General features: G+C 64.9%; 14 protein-coding genes. 7 read left to right on the top strand and 7 right to left on the bottom strand.

From position 1 onward, the window contains the following. Positions 1–30: 30 nt before the first annotated feature. Complete coding sequence (locus AB5Y68_RS05635) at positions 31–939, bottom strand: LysR family transcriptional regulator (RefSeq protein WP_039041301.1); 909 nt, start codon at positions 937–939, stop codon at positions 31–33. A gap of 246 nt (positions 940–1,185) precedes the next feature. Here AB5Y68_RS05635 and AB5Y68_RS05630 point away from each other — a divergent pair, with 246 nt between their 5' ends. Beyond that, complete coding sequence (locus AB5Y68_RS05630) at positions 1,186–2,412, top strand: MFS transporter (RefSeq protein WP_039041302.1); 1,227 nt, start codon at positions 1,186–1,188, stop codon at positions 2,410–2,412. Positions 2,413–2,419: 7 nt separating this feature from the next. Here the strand turns inward: AB5Y68_RS05630 and AB5Y68_RS05625 are convergent, their stop codons facing one another. Then, positions 2,420–2,881 (bottom strand): hypothetical protein, encoded by a 462-nt coding sequence (locus AB5Y68_RS05625; protein WP_039041303.1) that lies wholly within the window; start codon positions 2,879–2,881, stop codon positions 2,420–2,422. A 150-nt stretch (positions 2,882–3,031) separates the two neighbouring features. Between AB5Y68_RS05625 and AB5Y68_RS05620 the strand changes: the two genes are divergently transcribed. Beyond that, positions 3,032–3,940, top strand: coding sequence for an S-adenosyl-l-methionine hydroxide adenosyltransferase family protein (locus AB5Y68_RS05620; RefSeq protein WP_039041304.1), 909 nt, complete (start codon positions 3,032–3,034; stop codon positions 3,938–3,940). A gap of 270 nt (positions 3,941–4,210) precedes the next feature. Then, positions 4,211–6,106 carry a PhoX family phosphatase gene (locus AB5Y68_RS05615; protein ID WP_039041305.1) on the top strand — a complete coding sequence of 632 codons (1,896 nt, stop codon included), beginning with the start codon at positions 4,211–4,213 and terminating at the stop codon, positions 6,104–6,106. Between the two features lie 219 nt (positions 6,107–6,325). Here the strand turns inward: AB5Y68_RS05615 and AB5Y68_RS05610 are convergent, their stop codons facing one another. Next, positions 6,326–8,275, bottom strand: coding sequence for a MacB family efflux pump subunit (locus AB5Y68_RS05610; protein ID WP_039041306.1), 1,950 nt, complete (start codon positions 8,273–8,275; stop codon positions 6,326–6,328). Positions 8,276–8,277: 2 nt separating this feature from the next. Continuing rightward, the gene (locus AB5Y68_RS05605) at positions 8,278–9,438 is read right to left on the bottom strand and encodes an efflux RND transporter periplasmic adaptor subunit (RefSeq protein WP_039041307.1); all 1,161 of its coding nucleotides are present in this window, start codon (positions 9,436–9,438) and stop codon (positions 8,278–8,280) included. A 147-nt stretch (positions 9,439–9,585) separates the two neighbouring features. Here AB5Y68_RS05605 and AB5Y68_RS05600 point away from each other — a divergent pair, with 147 nt between their 5' ends. Both AB5Y68_RS05600 and AB5Y68_RS05595 read left to right on the top strand, forming a co-directional pair. Beyond that, positions 9,586–10,266: a response regulator transcription factor gene (locus AB5Y68_RS05600; protein ID WP_039041308.1), complete on the top strand. Its 681-nt coding sequence runs from the start codon at positions 9,586–9,588 to the stop codon at positions 10,264–10,266. A gap of 14 nt (positions 10,267–10,280) precedes the next feature. Continuing rightward, positions 10,281–11,600 (top strand): ATP-binding protein, encoded by a 1,320-nt coding sequence (locus AB5Y68_RS05595; RefSeq protein ID WP_234704050.1) that lies wholly within the window; start codon positions 10,281–10,283, stop codon positions 11,598–11,600. 89 nt (positions 11,601–11,689) lie between these two features. Here the strand turns inward: AB5Y68_RS05595 and AB5Y68_RS05590 are convergent, their stop codons facing one another. From AB5Y68_RS05590 to AB5Y68_RS05580, 3 genes are all read right to left on the bottom strand, one after another. Further along, positions 11,690–12,100: a DUF6515 family protein gene (locus AB5Y68_RS05590; protein ID WP_039041310.1), complete on the bottom strand. Its 411-nt coding sequence runs from the start codon at positions 12,098–12,100 to the stop codon at positions 11,690–11,692. 1 nt (position 12,101) lies between these two features. Beyond that, complete coding sequence (locus AB5Y68_RS05585) at positions 12,102–12,395, bottom strand: hypothetical protein (protein ID WP_039041311.1); 294 nt, start codon at positions 12,393–12,395, stop codon at positions 12,102–12,104. 146 nt (positions 12,396–12,541) lie between these two features. Next, entirely contained in the window at positions 12,542–13,102 is a 561-nt protein-coding gene (locus AB5Y68_RS05580; RefSeq protein WP_010672952.1) for a carbonate dehydratase, read from the bottom strand. Positions 13,103–13,323: 221 nt separating this feature from the next. Between AB5Y68_RS05580 and AB5Y68_RS05575 the strand changes: the two genes are divergently transcribed. Both AB5Y68_RS05575 and AB5Y68_RS05570 read left to right on the top strand, forming a co-directional pair. Then, positions 13,324–13,965 (top strand): ribonuclease, encoded by a 642-nt coding sequence (locus AB5Y68_RS05575; protein WP_039041312.1) that lies wholly within the window; start codon positions 13,324–13,326, stop codon positions 13,963–13,965. A gap of 207 nt (positions 13,966–14,172) precedes the next feature. After that, on the top strand, positions 14,173–15,219 hold the full coding sequence (locus AB5Y68_RS05570; protein ID WP_039041313.1) for a nitronate monooxygenase family protein: 1,047 nt from the start codon (positions 14,173–14,175) through the stop codon (positions 15,217–15,219). Positions 15,220–15,786 lie beyond the last annotated feature (567 nt).

The raw sequence follows: 15,786 nt of genomic DNA, 5'->3' as shown, positions 1-15,786 counted from the left end.
GAAAGTGCCCCGTATGGGGGGCATACCCGCTCAATCCCTGTGCGTTTGACAGGGGGTGGCGGGTGACCGGGTCTGTTGCAGGGGCAGGAACACCTCCTCCAGGGCTGCCACCAGGGCGCGCATTCGGCCCGTCTTCTGCACGTCCGGGTGCAGCACCATCCAGATGTCGATGGGATCGTGCTGGCCGGGCAGCAGGCGCACCAGGGCGGGGTCTTCTTCGGCGAGGAAGGTGGAGAGCAGGGCGATGCCCAGCCCCTGCCGGGCGGCGGCCATCAGCACCAGCTGGGCATTGCTCTGCAGGACCACGTTGGGCTCGTGGAGCGGTTCGCCGCACAGACTCAGCCAGTGACGGGCCACCAGCTCTCTGGGAAAGAGCAACAGGTCGTGCTCTTGCAGTGCCTGACCCGAGCGGGGCGTGCCTCGCCTGGCCAGGTAGTCGGGAGAGGCGTAGAGCCCCATCTTGATGGTGGCGAGCCGTTTGACCACGAGATCTCCCTGCTCGGGACGCACGCTGCGAATGGCGAGATCTGCCTCCTGATTGGGGATGTCGCTCACGCTGACGGCGGTCAGCAACTTGAGGCGGATGCCGGGGTGGCGCTGGCGCAGCAGGGTGAACGCGGGCAGCACGAAGCCCTGGGCCAGGGTATCCGTAGTGGCGATGCAAACCTCCCCTTCCAGCTCCCCCAGGCTTGCGGTGCGCATCATGGCCAGGGCCGCCTGCGCCATGGCCTCGGCCTGGGGCTGCAGCGCTTCCCCGAGGGGGCTGAGCCGATAGTGTCTGGGGGTGCGGATAAACAGCTTGGCCCCCAGCTGCTGCTCGAGCAGGGTGATCCGCCGCCCGACGGTGGCCTGATCCACCCCGAGCTCGAGTCCGGCCTGTCGCAGGCTGCCCCGCCGTGCCAGGGCCAGGAAGAAGCGGGCATCGTCCCAGTTGATCATGCTTGCTCCTCACTCAAGCAGAACGCCCGATTGGCGCCGCAATATTAGATGCCAGCGGGGATGGCAGCACAAGGGGATAGACCGGGTCCGGTGCGTGCCTGCGGCTCCCCGGCCAAGGGCGCGCGCCACCTCGACGTGATGCAGGATTGAGTCGGCGTGATGCAGAACTGCCGCAGTCCGGGGTGGGCGGGATCGCTATGATGTCGCTCCCGATTGCGGTTTCATTCGTCTGCCACTGGAGTGTCCATGTCTGTCTCAAGCGTCCCGGCTTGCGAGCCAGGTCAGGTTGTCCATCCTCGTCTGCGCTGGTTTCTCTCCCTCGCCCTGATGTCGGCCCTGCTCAACAGCAGCGTGCCTACCCCGCTCTATCCCCATTACCAGGCGGCGCTGGCTCTAAGCGATCTCGGCCTCAGCCTCATCTATGGCGGCTATGCGGGGGGCGTGCTCATCGCCTTGTTCGGGGTGGGCAACCTGGCAGGACGAGTGGCGGATCTGCGCACCCTGATCCTGCCTGCCCTGGTGGCGGTCGGGGGCGGGGCACTGCTCTTCTCCCTGGCCGACAGCTTCTGGACCCTTTTGCTGGCGCGGCTGCTGGCCGGGATTGGCACGGGCAGCCTGACCGGTGCCGCCAATGTGGCGCTGCTGCGTTTTGGCCCCAGGGATGGGGGCAAGCGGGCGGCGCTGAGCGCCACATTGTCTTTCACCGCCGGACTGGCCCTTGGCCCCGTGTTCAGCGGGCTGGCGCTGCAGCAGGATCTCTACCCGACCACGCTGCCGTTTCTGCTGATCCTGGGGATGGCGGGCTGCGCCATCGGGGGGCTGGTGTTGAGCTGGCCCAAAGGGGCGAGGGCGACGGAGGCTGCCCCGAGCAGGCAGGGTGGCGGATCCCTGGGAGAGGGGCTCAGGGCCACAGGGGCCGGGTTCTTCCTTTGCGCCCTGGCGCTTTTCACCGCCTGGGCGGTGGCGGCCAGCTTGCTGGCCATGGGTCCCAAGGTGGTGAGCGAGATGCTGGGCATGACGGATCTGGGGTTGTTCGGCTATCTTGTCGCGACCTATCTGGTCTTCTCTGGGCTTTGCCAGCTCTGGGCCCGTCGCCTCGATGCCCGCCATACCCTGCAAAGTGGCGTGCTGGCCCTGGCGCTGTGCGTGCTGCTCTTTGCCGGGGCCGTTCACGGCCTGCCCAGCTGGCTGGCGGGACTCGGGCTGCTGGTGGCGGGCTATGCCCAGGGGGCCGTGTTCGTGGGCAGTGCGACCCTGATCAATCGCATCGCGCCCCCGGCCAGCCACGCGCGGCTGCTCTCCCTTTTCTATGTGATCGCCTATGTGGCGAACTGGGTACCCGTGTTGCTGGGCTGGGTGAGCGACGGGGCCGGTCTTGGCGTCGCGCTGGATCTGCTCTTCGTCGGCAGCACCCTGACAAGCCTCTGGTTGGCCTGGGCGGTGTCTCGGCGGCGCTTCGAACCCGCTGTGTGACAGGGCATCACCCATCGACCAGGACGACGCTCCCGGCATCCAGGTGGTGCATCCACTCCCGCAGGATCAGCAGGGCGGCGGCCACGCGCCTCTCCCTCGGCAACTGGGCCGATGCCAGGGGATCCCCCTCCACCATGGCGGCAAGCTGGCCGAACAACCGCTCTATGTTCTCCCGGCTCTGCACCCGGTTGCCGAGCACCTCGGCCAGGGGCTCCGGGCTTTGCAGGTGCAGCACGGGGTGGGGCGGGATCCGTGCCGCGAGGGGCATCAGCACATCCTCCACCACCATGATGGCTTGCTCAAGCTCCAGGGGCGTCGGTGGATCCTGGCGAAAGGGTCCCGGGGTCAGGGCATCGAGCCCCAGTGTCAATGCAAATGTCTGGCTGGTGCCATCGGCCGCGGTGAGCGCGACCTGGCTTCGGGTATTGCCCAGGCTCAGCAAAATGGTGTCGTGATGCTCTCTGGTCATCTGATGTGCTCCTGGCGTTGGATGCCCCATGGATACACCCGCACGGGGCGGATTGGCGAGTCATTTCGCCCCCCATTCGGGCATCAGGGGTTGCAAAGATCGCCATGAGTGGCAATCTGGACGTCCAAACGTCTTTAAAGGAGCCCTGACATGGATATTCGTATCGTCCCCCGCGCCCTCGTGCTCGCCCTCTCTCTGGTGGGGGCGAGTGCCCTTGCCAACGAGGCCCTGGTGTTCCAGACCGACTTCGGTCTCAAGGATGGCGCCGTCTCGGCCATGAAGGGGGTCGCCTTCGGGGTGGACCGCACCCTGCCGCTCCATGACCTGACCCACGAGATCCCGGCCTACAACATCTGGGAAGCCTCCTACCGTCTCTATCAGACCCTGCAATACTGGCCCGCGGGCACCGTCTTCGTCAGCGTGGTGGACCCCGGTGTCGGCACCGAACGCAAGTCGGTGGTACTCAAGACCAGGAGCGGCCACTACATCGTCAGCCCTGACAACGGCACCCTGACCCTGGTCGCGGAGCACTTCGGCATCGAGGCGGTGCGCCAGATAGACGAGAAGACCAACCGCCTCAAGGGCTCCGAGAAGTCCTACACCTTCCACGGCCGCGACGTCTACGCCTACACCGGCGCGCGCCTCGCCTCCGGTGCCATCAGCTTCGAGCAGGTGGGGCCTCTGCTGCCCGCCGAGGTGGTGACCATCCCCTATCAGCCCGCGGTGGCCGAGCAAGACGGTACCCTCAAGGGCACCATTCCGATCCTGGACGTGCAGTACGGCAACGTCTGGACCAATATCGACGACAGCCTGCTGACCAAGGCGGGTATCCACAAGGGGGATAACGCCTGCATCAGGATCAGCGAAGGGGATGCGCTGAAATACGAGGGCAAGGCCCCCTACGTCAGCAGCTTTGGCGATGTGCCGGAGGGCCAGCCCCTGGTCTACCTCAACAGCCTGTTGCAGGTGTCGGTGGCCCTGAACATGGACAGCTTCGCCGCCAAACATCAGGTGCAATCCGGCGCCAACTGGCATATCAGCCTGAAGAAGTGCGGCTAGAGGCTGCCAGCTGTCAGCGGGTGCTATCCGGTACAAACGGGCATAGCAGTCTGAAGACGTGCGGCTAGATAGAGGGGAGAGCTTCTGTCGGCGATGTGTCTCTTGGGGCGGTGGGACTGGTGTCCACCGCCCCTTGTCGTTGGCGGTGGCGTCTTGCCGGGCCAGGCGGTTATCTCATCATTTGTCATCCTCGTTTAATAAAACGCTGCCATGCTGTGACCGGACGCCGTGATGACGCAATGATTGCGCCGAGATAACAAGGAAAAGCCGATGAGCCGTTTTGACGAGAAAGACAGTGCCAACCACCCCCGGGAGCAGGAGCCGGCGTTCAACCGCCTCATCGAGGCGGGTCTCAGCCGCCGTGGCTTCCTCAAAGGGGTGGGCGCCGCCAGCATGGTGGCCTTCTTTGCCGCGAGCCCCGTGGCTCAGGCCGTGGCTGCCGCCACCCGGCCGCTGCTTGGCTTCCAGGCCGTGCCCGCCTCGGTGGCCGACACCATAGTGGTGCCGCCCGGCTACAAGGCCGAGGTGCTGATCGCCTGGGGAGATGCCCTCTTCCCCGATGCCCCCGCCTTTGCCCAAAGCAACGACGCCAAGGCCCAGGCCCGCCAGTTTGGCGACAACAACGACGGTATGAGCTTCTTCCCCCTGGGCCCGGATCGCGCCCTGCTCGCCGTCAACAACGAATACACCAACTACGAATACCTGTTTGCGGATGGCGGCAAGGCCCTAAGTGCCGGCGCCGTCGCCAAGGCCCAGGCGGCCCACGGGGTCTCCCTGGTGGAGCTGGTACGCATCGATGGCAAGTGGCAGGCCAACCCCAAGGGGGCCCTCAACCGCCGCATCACCGCCACGACCCCCATGACCCTGAGCGGCCCGGCGGCGGGCCATGCCCTGCTCAAGACCCAGGCCGATCCCGAGGGGCGCACCGCCCTTGGCACCTTCAACAACTGCGCCAATGGCCAGACCCCTTGGGGGACCTACCTCACCTGCGAGGAGAACTTCAACGGCTACTTCGGCAGCGAGGGCAAGCCGGCGCTGGACCAGCGCGCCGCCCGCTACGGTCTGGCCGCCGAGGATGCAGGCTTTGGCTGGCACAAATTTGACGAGCGGTTCGATCTCGCGAAGCATCCCCAGGAGCCGCACCGCTTCGGCTGGGTGGTGGAGATAGACCCGCAGGATCCCGCCTCCACCCCGAAGAAGCGCACCGCCCTTGGCCGCTTCAAGCATGAGAATGCGGCCTTCACCATCAACCAGGATGGCCGCGCCGTGGTCTACCTCGGCGACGACGAGCGGGGGGAGCACATCTATCGCTTCGTCTCGAAGAACAAGGTGGCGCCGGGCAATGACTCCGCCAACCGGGATCTGCTGGACGAGGGCACCCTCTATGTGGCCCGGTTCGAGGCCAGGGAGGGGGAGCTCAAGGGCACCGGCCAGTGGCTGCCCCTGGTGCACGGCCAGCACGGTCTGACCCGGGAGAACGGCTTCGCCGATCAGGGGGAGGTGCTCATCTTCGCCCGGGAGGCGGCGACCCGGCTCGGCGCCACCACCATGGACAGGCCAGAATGGGTGGCCGTGCATCCCCACAGAGCCGAGGTCTACTGCACCCTGACCAACAACAAGAACCGCGGCCTCAAGGAGAATCAACCTCTCGATGGCGCCAACCCCAGGGCCGAGAACCCCTATGGCCAGATCATCCGCTGGCGCCCGATGGGGGACGATCACGGGAGCGATCGCTTCGAGTGGGATCTCTTCCTGCTGGCGGGTAACCCCGGCGTGCACAAGGAGGGGCTGATGGCGGGCAGTACCAACATCCACCCGGAAAACATGTTCAACAGCCCGGACGGCATCGGTTTCGACGAGGCGGGGCGGCTCTGGATCCAGACAGACGGCGACTACTCCAACGAGAAGCAGTTTGCCGGCATGGGCAACAACCAGATGCTGTGCGCCGATCCCGCGAGTGGCGAGGTGCGCCGCTTCCTGACCGGCCCCGTGGCCTGCGAAATAACGGGCCTCACCTTCAGCCCGGACTGGCGCACTATGTTCGTCGGGGTGCAGCACCCGGGAGAGGAGGGCGCTCCCTCCCACTTCCCGGACGGCGGCTCCGCCATTCCCCGCTCCGCCGTGCTGCGCATCACCCGGGAGGATGGCGGCATCATAGGGGCCTGATGGCCCGGATAACCGCCTGGCCCGTGATGACAAAAGCCGCCTTCGGGCGGCTTTTTTTGTGGGTGTGGCGGGCGGGAGACAAAAAAAGACCGGGTACGGGACCCGGTCAAAGAACCCGCGCAGTCTGGGAAGAAGAGCGGGCGTTCAGGCTTTCGTGGCGGGGCCGGTATGGGCCCCAGATCCGGTGTCGGGGTGGCATCCCCCCGGCGTCAATACGGGCTATTCGCGCTCCAGGGCGTGGATGGGATCCAGCCTGGCGGCCCGGCGGGCCGGGGCGAAGCCGAAGATCACCCCGATCAGGCTGGCGCACAGACAAGCCACCCCCATGGCGGGAAGGGAGTAGCTCATCTTGACACCGCTGCTGACGTAGTCGAACAGCTGGCCCAGCAGCAGGGAGAGGGCGATGCCGAGCACGCCACCCAGCAGGCAGACCAATACGGCTTCAATCAGGAACTGTTGCTGGATGTCACGGGTCCGGGCACCGACCGCCATCCGCACCCCTATCTCCCGGGTGCGCTCGCTGACCGAGACCAGCATGATGTTCATTACCCCTATGCCCCCGACGATGAGCGAGATGAGGGCGATCAGGGCGATCAGCGTGGTCAGGGTGGCGCTGGTCTGGCTCATGGTCTGGCGGATGCTGTCGGTGTTGAGCAGGAAGAAGTCCTGGCTGCCGTGGCGCGAGGCGAGCAGGCGGCTGATACCATCCTGGGCGGCGTCCAGGCTCACCTCGTCCCGCACCCGCACGCTGATGCTGCGCAGATGGCTCTGCCCCAGCAGGCGGCTCATGGCGGTGGTATGAGGGATCCAGACGTTGAGGGTCTCGTCGCTGCCAAAGCCGCTCTGGTTCTTGATGGCGACTCCGATCACCCGGCAGGGCAGATCCCCCAGCAGGATCACCTGGCCCAGGGGGGACTGGGTCGGAGCGAACAGCTTGTCCCGGGTGTGCTCGTCGATCACCACCTCCTGGGCCAGGCTCTCCTCGCTCTGGCGATCAAAGCCCATGCCCTGGGCCAGGCGATAGCCCCTGACCTGGAAGAACTGGGCGCCGACGCCGTTGATGGTGCCGGAGACGGCGGTGCTGCCAAGGCGCAGGGTGGCGCTGGTGCTGAGGCTGGGGGTGACGCTGTGCACGTAGTCCAGCCGGGCGATGGCCTCGGCGTCCCCGATCCGCAACGTCTGTATGGTAGCGGAGCGCATGTCCCCGAAGCCGCGGCCGGGGAACACCTCCAGGGTGCTGGTGCCCATGGCGTTGATGTTCTCCAGCACCCGCTCCCGGGAGCCCTGGCCGAGGGCCACCACGGTCACCACCGAGGCGATACCTATGATGATGCCGAGCATGGTGAGAAAGGTGCGCAGACGCTGGGCGACCATGGCCTTGAGGGCCATCTGCAGGGCATTCCCGAGCCCCGCCATCCGCGGGGTCTTCCCCCTGGCGGACGTTTTGGTGGCGGCCTGGGTCGCCTGGGGAAGGGCCTGTGGCTCGCGGGTGCGGCGATCGGCGATCACCCGGCCATCTTTCAGTTCGATGATCCGCTCTGCGTGGCGGGCGATCTCCATGTCGTGGGTGACGATCACCAGGGTGTGGCCCTGGCGATGCAGGGTTTGAAGGCTCGCCATCACCTCGGCGCCGCTCTGGCTGTCGAGGGCCCCGGTCGGCTCGTCGGCCAGGATCACCTCGCCGCCATTGATGAGGGCCCGGGCGATGCTGACCCGCTGCTGCTGGCCGCCGGAGAGCTGGCTTGGCTTGTGTTCGAGCCGACTGGCGAGGCCGAAGCGGGTCAGCAGGGCCTCGGCCCGCTGGCGTCGCTCGGCCGGATCCAGACCGGCGTAGAGGGCGGGCACCTCCACATTGGTGCGGGCATCGAGATCCGCCAGCAAGTGATAACGCTGGAAAATGAAGCCGAAGTGCTCCCGGCGCAGGGCGGCGAGCTCGTCCCGGCTGAGGGTGGCAGTGTCGCGCCCGGCCACCAGATAGGCCCCCTCGCTCGGCTGATCCAGGCAGCCCAGCAGGTTCATCAGGGTGGATTTGCCGGAGCCCGAAGCGCCGACGATGGCCACCATCTCTCCACGGGTGATCGCCAGATCGATGCCATCGAGCACGGTGACGGTGCGCTCACCCTCTTTGAAGTGGCGGCGGATGCCCCGCAGTTGCAACAAGGCGCCCATGGTCACATCCCCATGGGGGGCGGCATGCCCCCGGCGGCGTCGCTCTGGCCTGCGCTCACTTCGCTGACGATGACCCGCTCACCGGTGCTCAGGCCCGACAGGATCTGGGCATCCACCTTGTTGTTCAGGCCGACCTTGACCCGGCGCAGGCTGATCCGGCCTCCGTCGTCGACCACCCTGACCTGATCCCCTTGCACGGCGATGGCCGGGATCACCAACGCATCTTTGAGCCGGGCGACCACCAGATAGACCTGGGCCGTCATGCTGATCCTGAGCTGACCGTCCTGGTTGGGCACCTCGAACAGGCCGTGATAATAGATGGCGCTGCTGTCGCTGCTGCTGGTGGTGGTGTCGTCGTCATTGATGGTGTCGGGGGCGGGCTCGATGGCCCGCAGGGAACCCTCGAAGCGGCGCTGGCTGTTGCCAAGAATGGTGAAATAGACCGGCATGCCGACCCGGACGTTGATGACGTCGGCCTCGGAGATCCTGGCCTCCACCGTCATGGTATCGAGCTGGGCGATCTTGAGCAGGGTGGGGGTGCTCTGGCTGGCGTTGAGGGTCTGCCCCTCCTCCACCGGCATGGCCACCACGGTACCGGAGAAGGGGGCCAGGATCCGGGTATACCCCAGGTTGACCCGGGCTGTGTCCACCGCGATCTCGGATTGCACCCGCTGGGCGTTGAGGGCCCGGATATCGGCCAGGGTCTCGTCCAGGGTCGCCTTGGCGCTGTCATGGTCGGCCGTGCTGCCAAGGCCTCTTGCGACGATCTGCTGCTGGCGCTGGTATGCCAGGCGGGCATTGCGAAGGGTGGCCTCTTTGGAATCCAGCTGGGCCTGGAGGTTGTCGCGCTGGGCCAGGGCATCCTTGAGGGCGTTCTGCTGGGGCAGATCGTCGATCTCGACCAGCAGATCCCCCTGTTTGACCTCCTGCCCCAAAGTCACGTGCAGTTTCTTGATCTGGCCCGATACCTGGGCGCCCACGCTCACCTGCTTGCGCGCCTTCAGGGTGCCGTCCGCCAAGATGAGCTGCTCCAGATCCCGGGCCTTTGCGCTGGCGGTGATGTAGTCGCTGGCGGGTGCCTTGGCTTGGGGGCGCCAGGCCAGCAACAGGGCGAGGGCGCACAGGGGCAGCAGCCATAAGAGACGAGGGGAGAACGTGGGCATGACAACCGTATCCTGAATGACGATCACGGCGGCACTCTACCCCAGAGCCGGGTTAAGGCTCTTTGCGCCAAGCGTAAGGGTTTCGTAAAAATGGCTGCCAAGGGCGGAGCAAGCGGCGAAAATGGCCGCCGACAAGGGAGACCGCATATGAAGATCCTGCTGGTGGATGACGATGCCGAACTGGGCGCCATGTTGAGTGAATACCTGGGGGGAGAGGGGTTTGATACCACCCAGGTGCTGACCGGAGGGGAAGGCGTGCACCATGCCCTCTCCGGCCGTTACAGCGCCCTGCTGCTGGATGTGATGCTGCCCGACTTGAGCGGCACCGAGGTGCTGCGCCAGGTGCGCCAGCGCAGCCGCCTGCCGATCATCATGCTGACCGCCAAGGGGGACAACGTGGATCGAGTGGTGGGACTGGAGATGGGGGCCGATGACTATGTGCCCAAACCCTGCTATCCCAGGGAGCTGGTGGCCCGGCTGCGGGCCGTTCTGCGGCGGGTCAACGAGGGGGGGAGCTCAACCCCCTCGCCGGATGCCCTCATCCTGGGGGATCTGACGGTCACCCCGGCCAACCGGGTCTGTCTCTGGCAGGGGGAGCCGCTGGAGCTGACCGCCACCGAGTTCAATATGCTGGTGTTGCTGGTGCGAGCACCGGAGCAGGTGGTTACCAAGGACATCCTCTCCCTGCAAGGGGTAGGGCGCCCGCGGGAGGCCTATGATCGCAGCGTCGATGTGCACATCTGCAACCTGAGGCAGAAACTGCAGCAGAAGGCGGGGGAGGCCGTCACCATAGAGACGGTGCGCAGCATAGGGTACAAGATACGGTGATCCTCAAGGGACGTTTGTTCTGGAAGATTCTGCTGGGGTTCTGGCTGGCCATCGTGCTGGTCAGCCAACTGCTCTGGCTCGGTTTTCGTGCCGAGCGTGACCCCCCGGAAGAGCACCTGGCCCAGCAGTTGGCGAGCCAGCATCTGGAGATGGCGGCAGCCGTGCTGGCAAAGGGGGGAATCGAGGCTGCGACGGCATTGAGTCAGGCCATGTCGCCGCCGTTGCTGCAGATAACACTCCTCGATGCCGCCGATGCGCCTCCCCGGCCAGCGCCCCGGGCATCCAGGCTGCCAGCCTCCGGGGAACCTGGCCCGGGCACCGTGCTGACACGCACCGTGATTGCCAGCGACGGGCAGACCTATCTGCTGCAGACCAGAGCGGACCAGCGCGTCCTCCCCGGCGGGCCGGCCCCCGGCCCCCTCTCCTGGCTCAACATTCCCCCGCCCATGCTCTGGATTGGCGGCCTGGGGGGACTCTTGTTCAGCATTCTGTTCGCCTGGCACCTGACCCGGCCCATGAACGCCCTGCGGCGCAGCTTCGATCGGGTAGCCAGGGGGGATCTGGGGGTCAGACTCTGGCCCGCTCTGCGCTGGCGCCGGGACGAGCTGACGGAGGTGGCGAAGGAGTTCGATCTCATGGTGGAGCGGTTGCAGCAACTGGTCGAGGGGCGCGAGCAACTGCTTCACGACGTCTCCCACGAGCTGCGATCCCCCCTGGCCCGCATCCAGATGGCCATCGGTCTGGCAGAGCAGCGCCCGGAGAAGGCAAGCGACGCCCTGGCGCGGATCCGGCTCGAGACGGAGCGCATGGACAGGATGATAGGGGAGCTGCTGACCCTCTCCCGTGCCGAGCAGGGCCACGGGCTTGAGCAGAGCCACTACGACCTGCTGGCGCTGGTAGAGACCGTCGTCCAGGATGCCAGGTTCGAAGCCCAGCAATCCGGGGTCGAGATAGGGCTCGAGCAGGCGCTGGGGGAGGGTTGCCTCCTGCTGGGGCATGCGGAGCTGGTGCGCCGCGCCGTGGAGAACGTGGTGCGCAACGCCCTGCGTTTCTCGCAGTCGGGCCAGATGGTGAGTGTTCGCCTGCTGCGCCTGGGCCAGGAGGTGCAGCTCTCCATCGCCGATCGGGGGCCCGGGGTGGAGGAGGGGAAGCTGGCGGGGATCTTCGACCCCTTCGTGCGCATCGGCTCACCCCGCATGGGCAAGGGCTACGGGCTCGGGCTCGCCATCGCCCGCAAGGCGGTGATTCTGCAGGGGGGCACCATCCAGGCGCGCAATCGTGCACAGGGGGGGCTGAGAGTGACCATGACGCTGCCCCTGCATGACCCGTCCTGAGGTACGCGGCTCGGGCCCGAGTGGGGTAAAACCCCTGTAATGAAAGAGGGGGCCAAGGCCCCCTGCTCGTATCTGTTCCTCCGTGCGATTCAGCGCAGTGCCGCTGGCGGCGGCACCTCGGTGTAGCGCCCGTCTATTTCTCGCAGGTAGTAGTGACCCTCCCTGACGTAATAGCGGCGGCCATCCAGATCAAGAGGGATGAGCCCTGGATCTGCCACCACCAGGACCTGAGGAGGCGGGGAGACCACCACATAGTGGTTCTCCTGCCGGCGGTAGAAAATGCCGTCGAGCACATAGTAGGTGAGCCCGGCCAGCAGCAAGGTTTCCACCCCTCCCGGCAGCTTGTCGACGCGGTGGCCGAAGCCGGGGCCAGCCCCATGGCCGTACTGCGGGGCAGGGCTCTCCCATCCGCCCGGTCTGCCCATGTTCCCCGGACCCGCCATGGTGGGCAGGGCGATGGCCATGGCAAGCAGCCAGAGTGAAGGGCGGTGCAGACTCATCTCACTGCCCTTTGAGCGGCGCACCGGCGGGCTGGGGTTTGAGTGGCTGGGGCGGCAGTTCGTGCACGCTGACCGTGACCTCGTAGCGGGTATCCGGCTTGGCGGCATCAATGTTTTTGGACAGCGCCTGGATCAGGGCCTGGGGATCCGCCCCCTGCTTGCTGGCGTGATAGAGCACGGAGGAGGGCGGTGTCATGGGACCTCCCTGGCGGGCGCCCATCGGGGGCGGCATCTCGCCGGCATGAAGGAGCGTGGTGCCCAGCAGCAGGGCAAGGGCGACAGGATAGCGTGACATGATGATGACTCCATTGATGGGAACGCCCCCATCAAACGCGACGCGTGCGCCCGGCTCAACCACCTTTACACCCTCTTTTCGCCCTCTTTACAGTTGTGACAACGGGCGCCGTGGCGCCCGTTGTGTGTCGTGAACCGCTCGCCGGATCAAAACTCGTTGGAGAGCGCCTTGTAACCCCTGACCAGGTCGATGTTGGTGTGAGCCACATCCTCGGAGAACTCGGTGGCGTCCACGGTGACGCGCGGGATCTGCGCCAGATCGCTCTGCTGGTTGATGCGGGTGGTGGAGGGAACATAGAAGCCGGGGGGAATATCGCAGCCATCGACCACGGAGTTGTGGCGCACCACGGACCCTTCGCCGATGTGGCAGTTGAACAGCACGCTGTTGAAGCCGATGAAGACCCGGTTACCCACTTCGCAGGGGCCGTGGACGATGCTGCGGTGGGCGATGGAGCTGAACTCGCCGATGGTGACGGCAGCGCCGGATTTGGAGTGGATGACGACGCCATCCTGAATGTTGGAGTTGGCGCCGATGACGATGGGTTCCATGTCACCGCTCTCGTCCACTTCGTCTGCGCGGATCACGGCATAGGGGCCGACAAACACGTTCTCCTTGATGATCACCTTGCCACAGATGATGGCGGTCTTGTCGATATAGGCGGATTCGTCGATAACGGGCAGGTGACCTGAGGGATTCTTGCGGATCATGTTACGTCCTGTTGCTGATGAAATCGGGGAAACGTGGCGCGTCATGAAGGCCCGCCGGAGAGCCAGCTTACGCCTCTGATCCGGCAGGGGAAACCTTTTACTGGTCTGACCCACAGTGAGTAAGGCCATTTTGAGCGATTGTTCTTTGACTCCCTGTTATGGGAGCATGAGGGCGCAAAATGGGGCGCCACCGGGTGCAAAGAGATGAGGGGGAACGAGAGATGAAGCAAGTCATGGTATGGCTGGTGGGGTCGCTGTTGTGGATCTCCGCCGCACAGGGCAAGGGCCATGCGGGGGAGTTTGACTATTACGCCATGGCACTCTCCTGGTCGCCCGAGCACTGCGCCATCAAGCCAGGGGATCGGGAGCAGTGCGCCCGCAAGCTGGGGTTCGTGCTGCACGGTCTCTGGCCCCAGTATCAGCGCGGCTACCCCGCCAGCTGCACCCGCGAGCGGCTGGATGTGGACATGGAGCAGCAGTTTGCCGGGCTCTACCCCAGCCGCTTCCTCTATCGCCATGAATGGGAGAAGCACGGCACCTGTTCCGGGCTGAGCCAGGAGGCATTTCACCAATTGGCCAGCGATCTGCGCCAGAAGGTGAAGATCCCGGCCGCCTATCAATCGCCGGAAGAGCCGCTGAGAAAAAACAGCTTCCAGCTCAAGGCTGATCTGGCGAGCGCCAACGAGTGGCTGGCCCCCGATAACATCACGGTGGCCTGCGCTGATGGGGGCCGCTTCCTGCGGGAGATCTACATCTGCATCAACAAGCAGGGAACGGATGCCGTCCCCTGCTCCGACGAGATGCAGAAGCGGGAGCGCCGCTCCTGTGGCCAGCCGGACTTCCTGCTGCGCAGCGTGCGCTGAGCTCGTTATCTTCATCAGGCCCTTCGCGGGCCCGATGTGCAATGAACCTCAAGGGGCCTGATGGATGAAAGCGAAGACAGGATGTCTGGCCGGGAACTGGACAGGCGATATCGCCAGACGACGTGTCAGCACGTCAGGTGCGCTCTGCCGACTCAACTCTCCTCTGGCGCACAGGCAGACTCACCATCAGAAACAGGAAACCATCATATGACGCTCTTTGCCGAACTGGGGATGCGCTATCCCGTCATTCAGGCCCCCATGGCGGGCGTGCAGGACAGCGCCCTGGCGATGGCGGCGACCAGTGCGGGGGCACTGGGCTCCCTGCCTGCCGCCATGCTGAGTGGTGCCGATCTGCGCCAGGAGCTGAGCCGTCTCGCCGCCAGCGGGCCGGGCCCATACAACATCAACTTCTTTTGCCATCGGCAGCATGAGCCGGAACCGGCAGCGGAGCAGCGCTGGCGCCAGGTACTGTTACCCTATTACGCCGAGTTCGGGGTGGATGCCGCTGCGCCGTCGCGAGCCCCCTCTCGGGCCCCCTTCAATGACGAGCATGCGGCCCTGCTTGCAGAGTTCAGGCCTGCCGTGGTCAGTTTCCACTTCGGCTTGCCCGAGCCCGAATTGCTTGCCCAGGTAAAAGCCACAGGCGCAAAAGTGTTTGCCAGCGCCACCACGGTGGCAGAAGCGCAGTGGCTTGCTGACCACGGAGCCGATGCCGTCATCGCCCAGGGGCTGGAGGCGGGTGGCCATCGCGGCCACTTCCTGAGTGAGGATCTCAGCTTGCAGCAGGGCACCTTTACCCTTCTGCCACAGGTAGTGGCGGCAGTGGATCTGCCTGTCATCGCCGCCGGGGGCATAGTCGACGGCAAGGGGATCAAGGTTGCCTTGGCACTGGGGGCCAGCGCAGTCCAGGTGGGAACGGCGTTCCTCTGTTGCCACGAGGCGACGACCTCGCCCCTGCACCGTGCGGCGCTGCAGGGGAGGCATGGCCAACACACCGCACTGACCAATCTGTTCAGCGGCCGTCCGGCGCGGGGGATAGTCAACCGCTTGATGCGGGAACTCGGCCCCCTTTCGGTGCTGCCGCCAGACTTCCCGTATGCCAGCGGCGCATTGGCTCCGTTGCGTGCCGCAGCCGAAAAGGCGGGTGACAGCGGTTTCTCGCCACTCTGGGCCGGGCAGAACATATCGGGTTGCCGCTCCATGGCGGCAGCCGAGCTGATCGCTGCCTGGGTTGCTGAGGCAGGACTGGTCTGAGCGTCACTTTGCGATTCTCTTCCTTTATATGTGGATTGATATGGTCAGCAACCCTTCGAAGAGGAGACGGGCAGAGAGGAACGGGAGGTAACAGGGTGCAGAATGAGCCCTTTCTGGGTTTGCCCTGTGGGTAAGTCTGTATAAAAACTGTGTTTTGATATGAATAACTAAGAATTGGCATTTTTTTGCAATTTTATTGCGATGAGAGCTTGCCAATGTGATCTATGTCTCTATAATGCGCCTCCATCGACAGGGCAAGCGGCAACGCAAACAAGCCGGTCGGTAGCCTCGAAAAGCCTTTGAAAATAAGGCTTGACTCGAGAAGGCGGTTGAGTAGAATGCCACTCCCGCAGCAGCCAAAAGCTGCGCCGCTCTTTAACAATTTGAATCAAGCAATCTGTGTGGGCACTCACAGCATCGAGCATCAAAAACAATTTTTGATATCAATGTCTGATGAAGTGACCAAAGCAACTTTTAGTTGCAGCAGTTAATTCAGCAATTCATTGAGCCGCTTTTCGAAGCAACCAAACTTAAATTGAAGAGTTTGATCATGGCTCAGATTGAACG

The sequence above is a fragment of the Aeromonas sp. R6-1 genome, assembly GCF_040908165.1.
Classification (GTDB): Bacteria; Pseudomonadota; Gammaproteobacteria; order Enterobacterales; family Aeromonadaceae; genus Aeromonas; species Aeromonas caviae.
Note: the sequence above shows the minus strand (reverse complement) of the source record. Positions and strands in the feature narration are given on the sequence as shown.

What these genes read in the sequence shown, in the direction of transcription:
- AB5Y68_RS05600 (WP_039041308.1), top strand. Translation starts at nt 9,586, where the DNA reads ATGAAGATCCTGCTGGTGGATGACGATGCCGAACTGGGCGCCATGTTG.
- AB5Y68_RS05585 (WP_039041311.1), bottom strand. Translation starts at nt 12,395, where the DNA reads ATGTCACGCTATCCTGTCGCCCTTGCCCTGCTGCTGGGCACCACGCTC.
- AB5Y68_RS05620 (WP_039041304.1), top strand. Translation starts at nt 3,032, where the DNA reads ATGGATATTCGTATCGTCCCCCGCGCCCTCGTGCTCGCCCTCTCTCTG.
- AB5Y68_RS05625 (WP_039041303.1), bottom strand. Translation starts at nt 2,881, where the DNA reads ATGACCAGAGAGCATCACGACACCATTTTGCTGAGCCTGGGCAATACC.
- AB5Y68_RS05635 (WP_039041301.1), bottom strand. Translation starts at nt 939, where the DNA reads ATGATCAACTGGGACGATGCCCGCTTCTTCCTGGCCCTGGCACGGCGG.
- AB5Y68_RS05615 (WP_039041305.1), top strand. Translation starts at nt 4,211, where the DNA reads ATGAGCCGTTTTGACGAGAAAGACAGTGCCAACCACCCCCGGGAGCAG.
- AB5Y68_RS05575 (WP_039041312.1), top strand. Translation starts at nt 13,324, where the DNA reads ATGAAGCAAGTCATGGTATGGCTGGTGGGGTCGCTGTTGTGGATCTCC.
- AB5Y68_RS05570 (WP_039041313.1), top strand. Translation starts at nt 14,173, where the DNA reads ATGACGCTCTTTGCCGAACTGGGGATGCGCTATCCCGTCATTCAGGCC.
- AB5Y68_RS05605 (WP_039041307.1), bottom strand. Translation starts at nt 9,438, where the DNA reads ATGCCCACGTTCTCCCCTCGTCTCTTATGGCTGCTGCCCCTGTGCGCC.
- AB5Y68_RS05610 (WP_039041306.1), bottom strand. Translation starts at nt 8,275, where the DNA reads ATGGGCGCCTTGTTGCAACTGCGGGGCATCCGCCGCCACTTCAAAGAG.
- AB5Y68_RS05630 (WP_039041302.1), top strand. Translation starts at nt 1,186, where the DNA reads ATGTCTGTCTCAAGCGTCCCGGCTTGCGAGCCAGGTCAGGTTGTCCAT.
- AB5Y68_RS05590 (WP_039041310.1), bottom strand. Translation starts at nt 12,100, where the DNA reads ATGAGTCTGCACCGCCCTTCACTCTGGCTGCTTGCCATGGCCATCGCC.
- AB5Y68_RS05580 (WP_010672952.1), bottom strand. Translation starts at nt 13,102, where the DNA reads ATGATCCGCAAGAATCCCTCAGGTCACCTGCCCGTTATCGACGAATCC.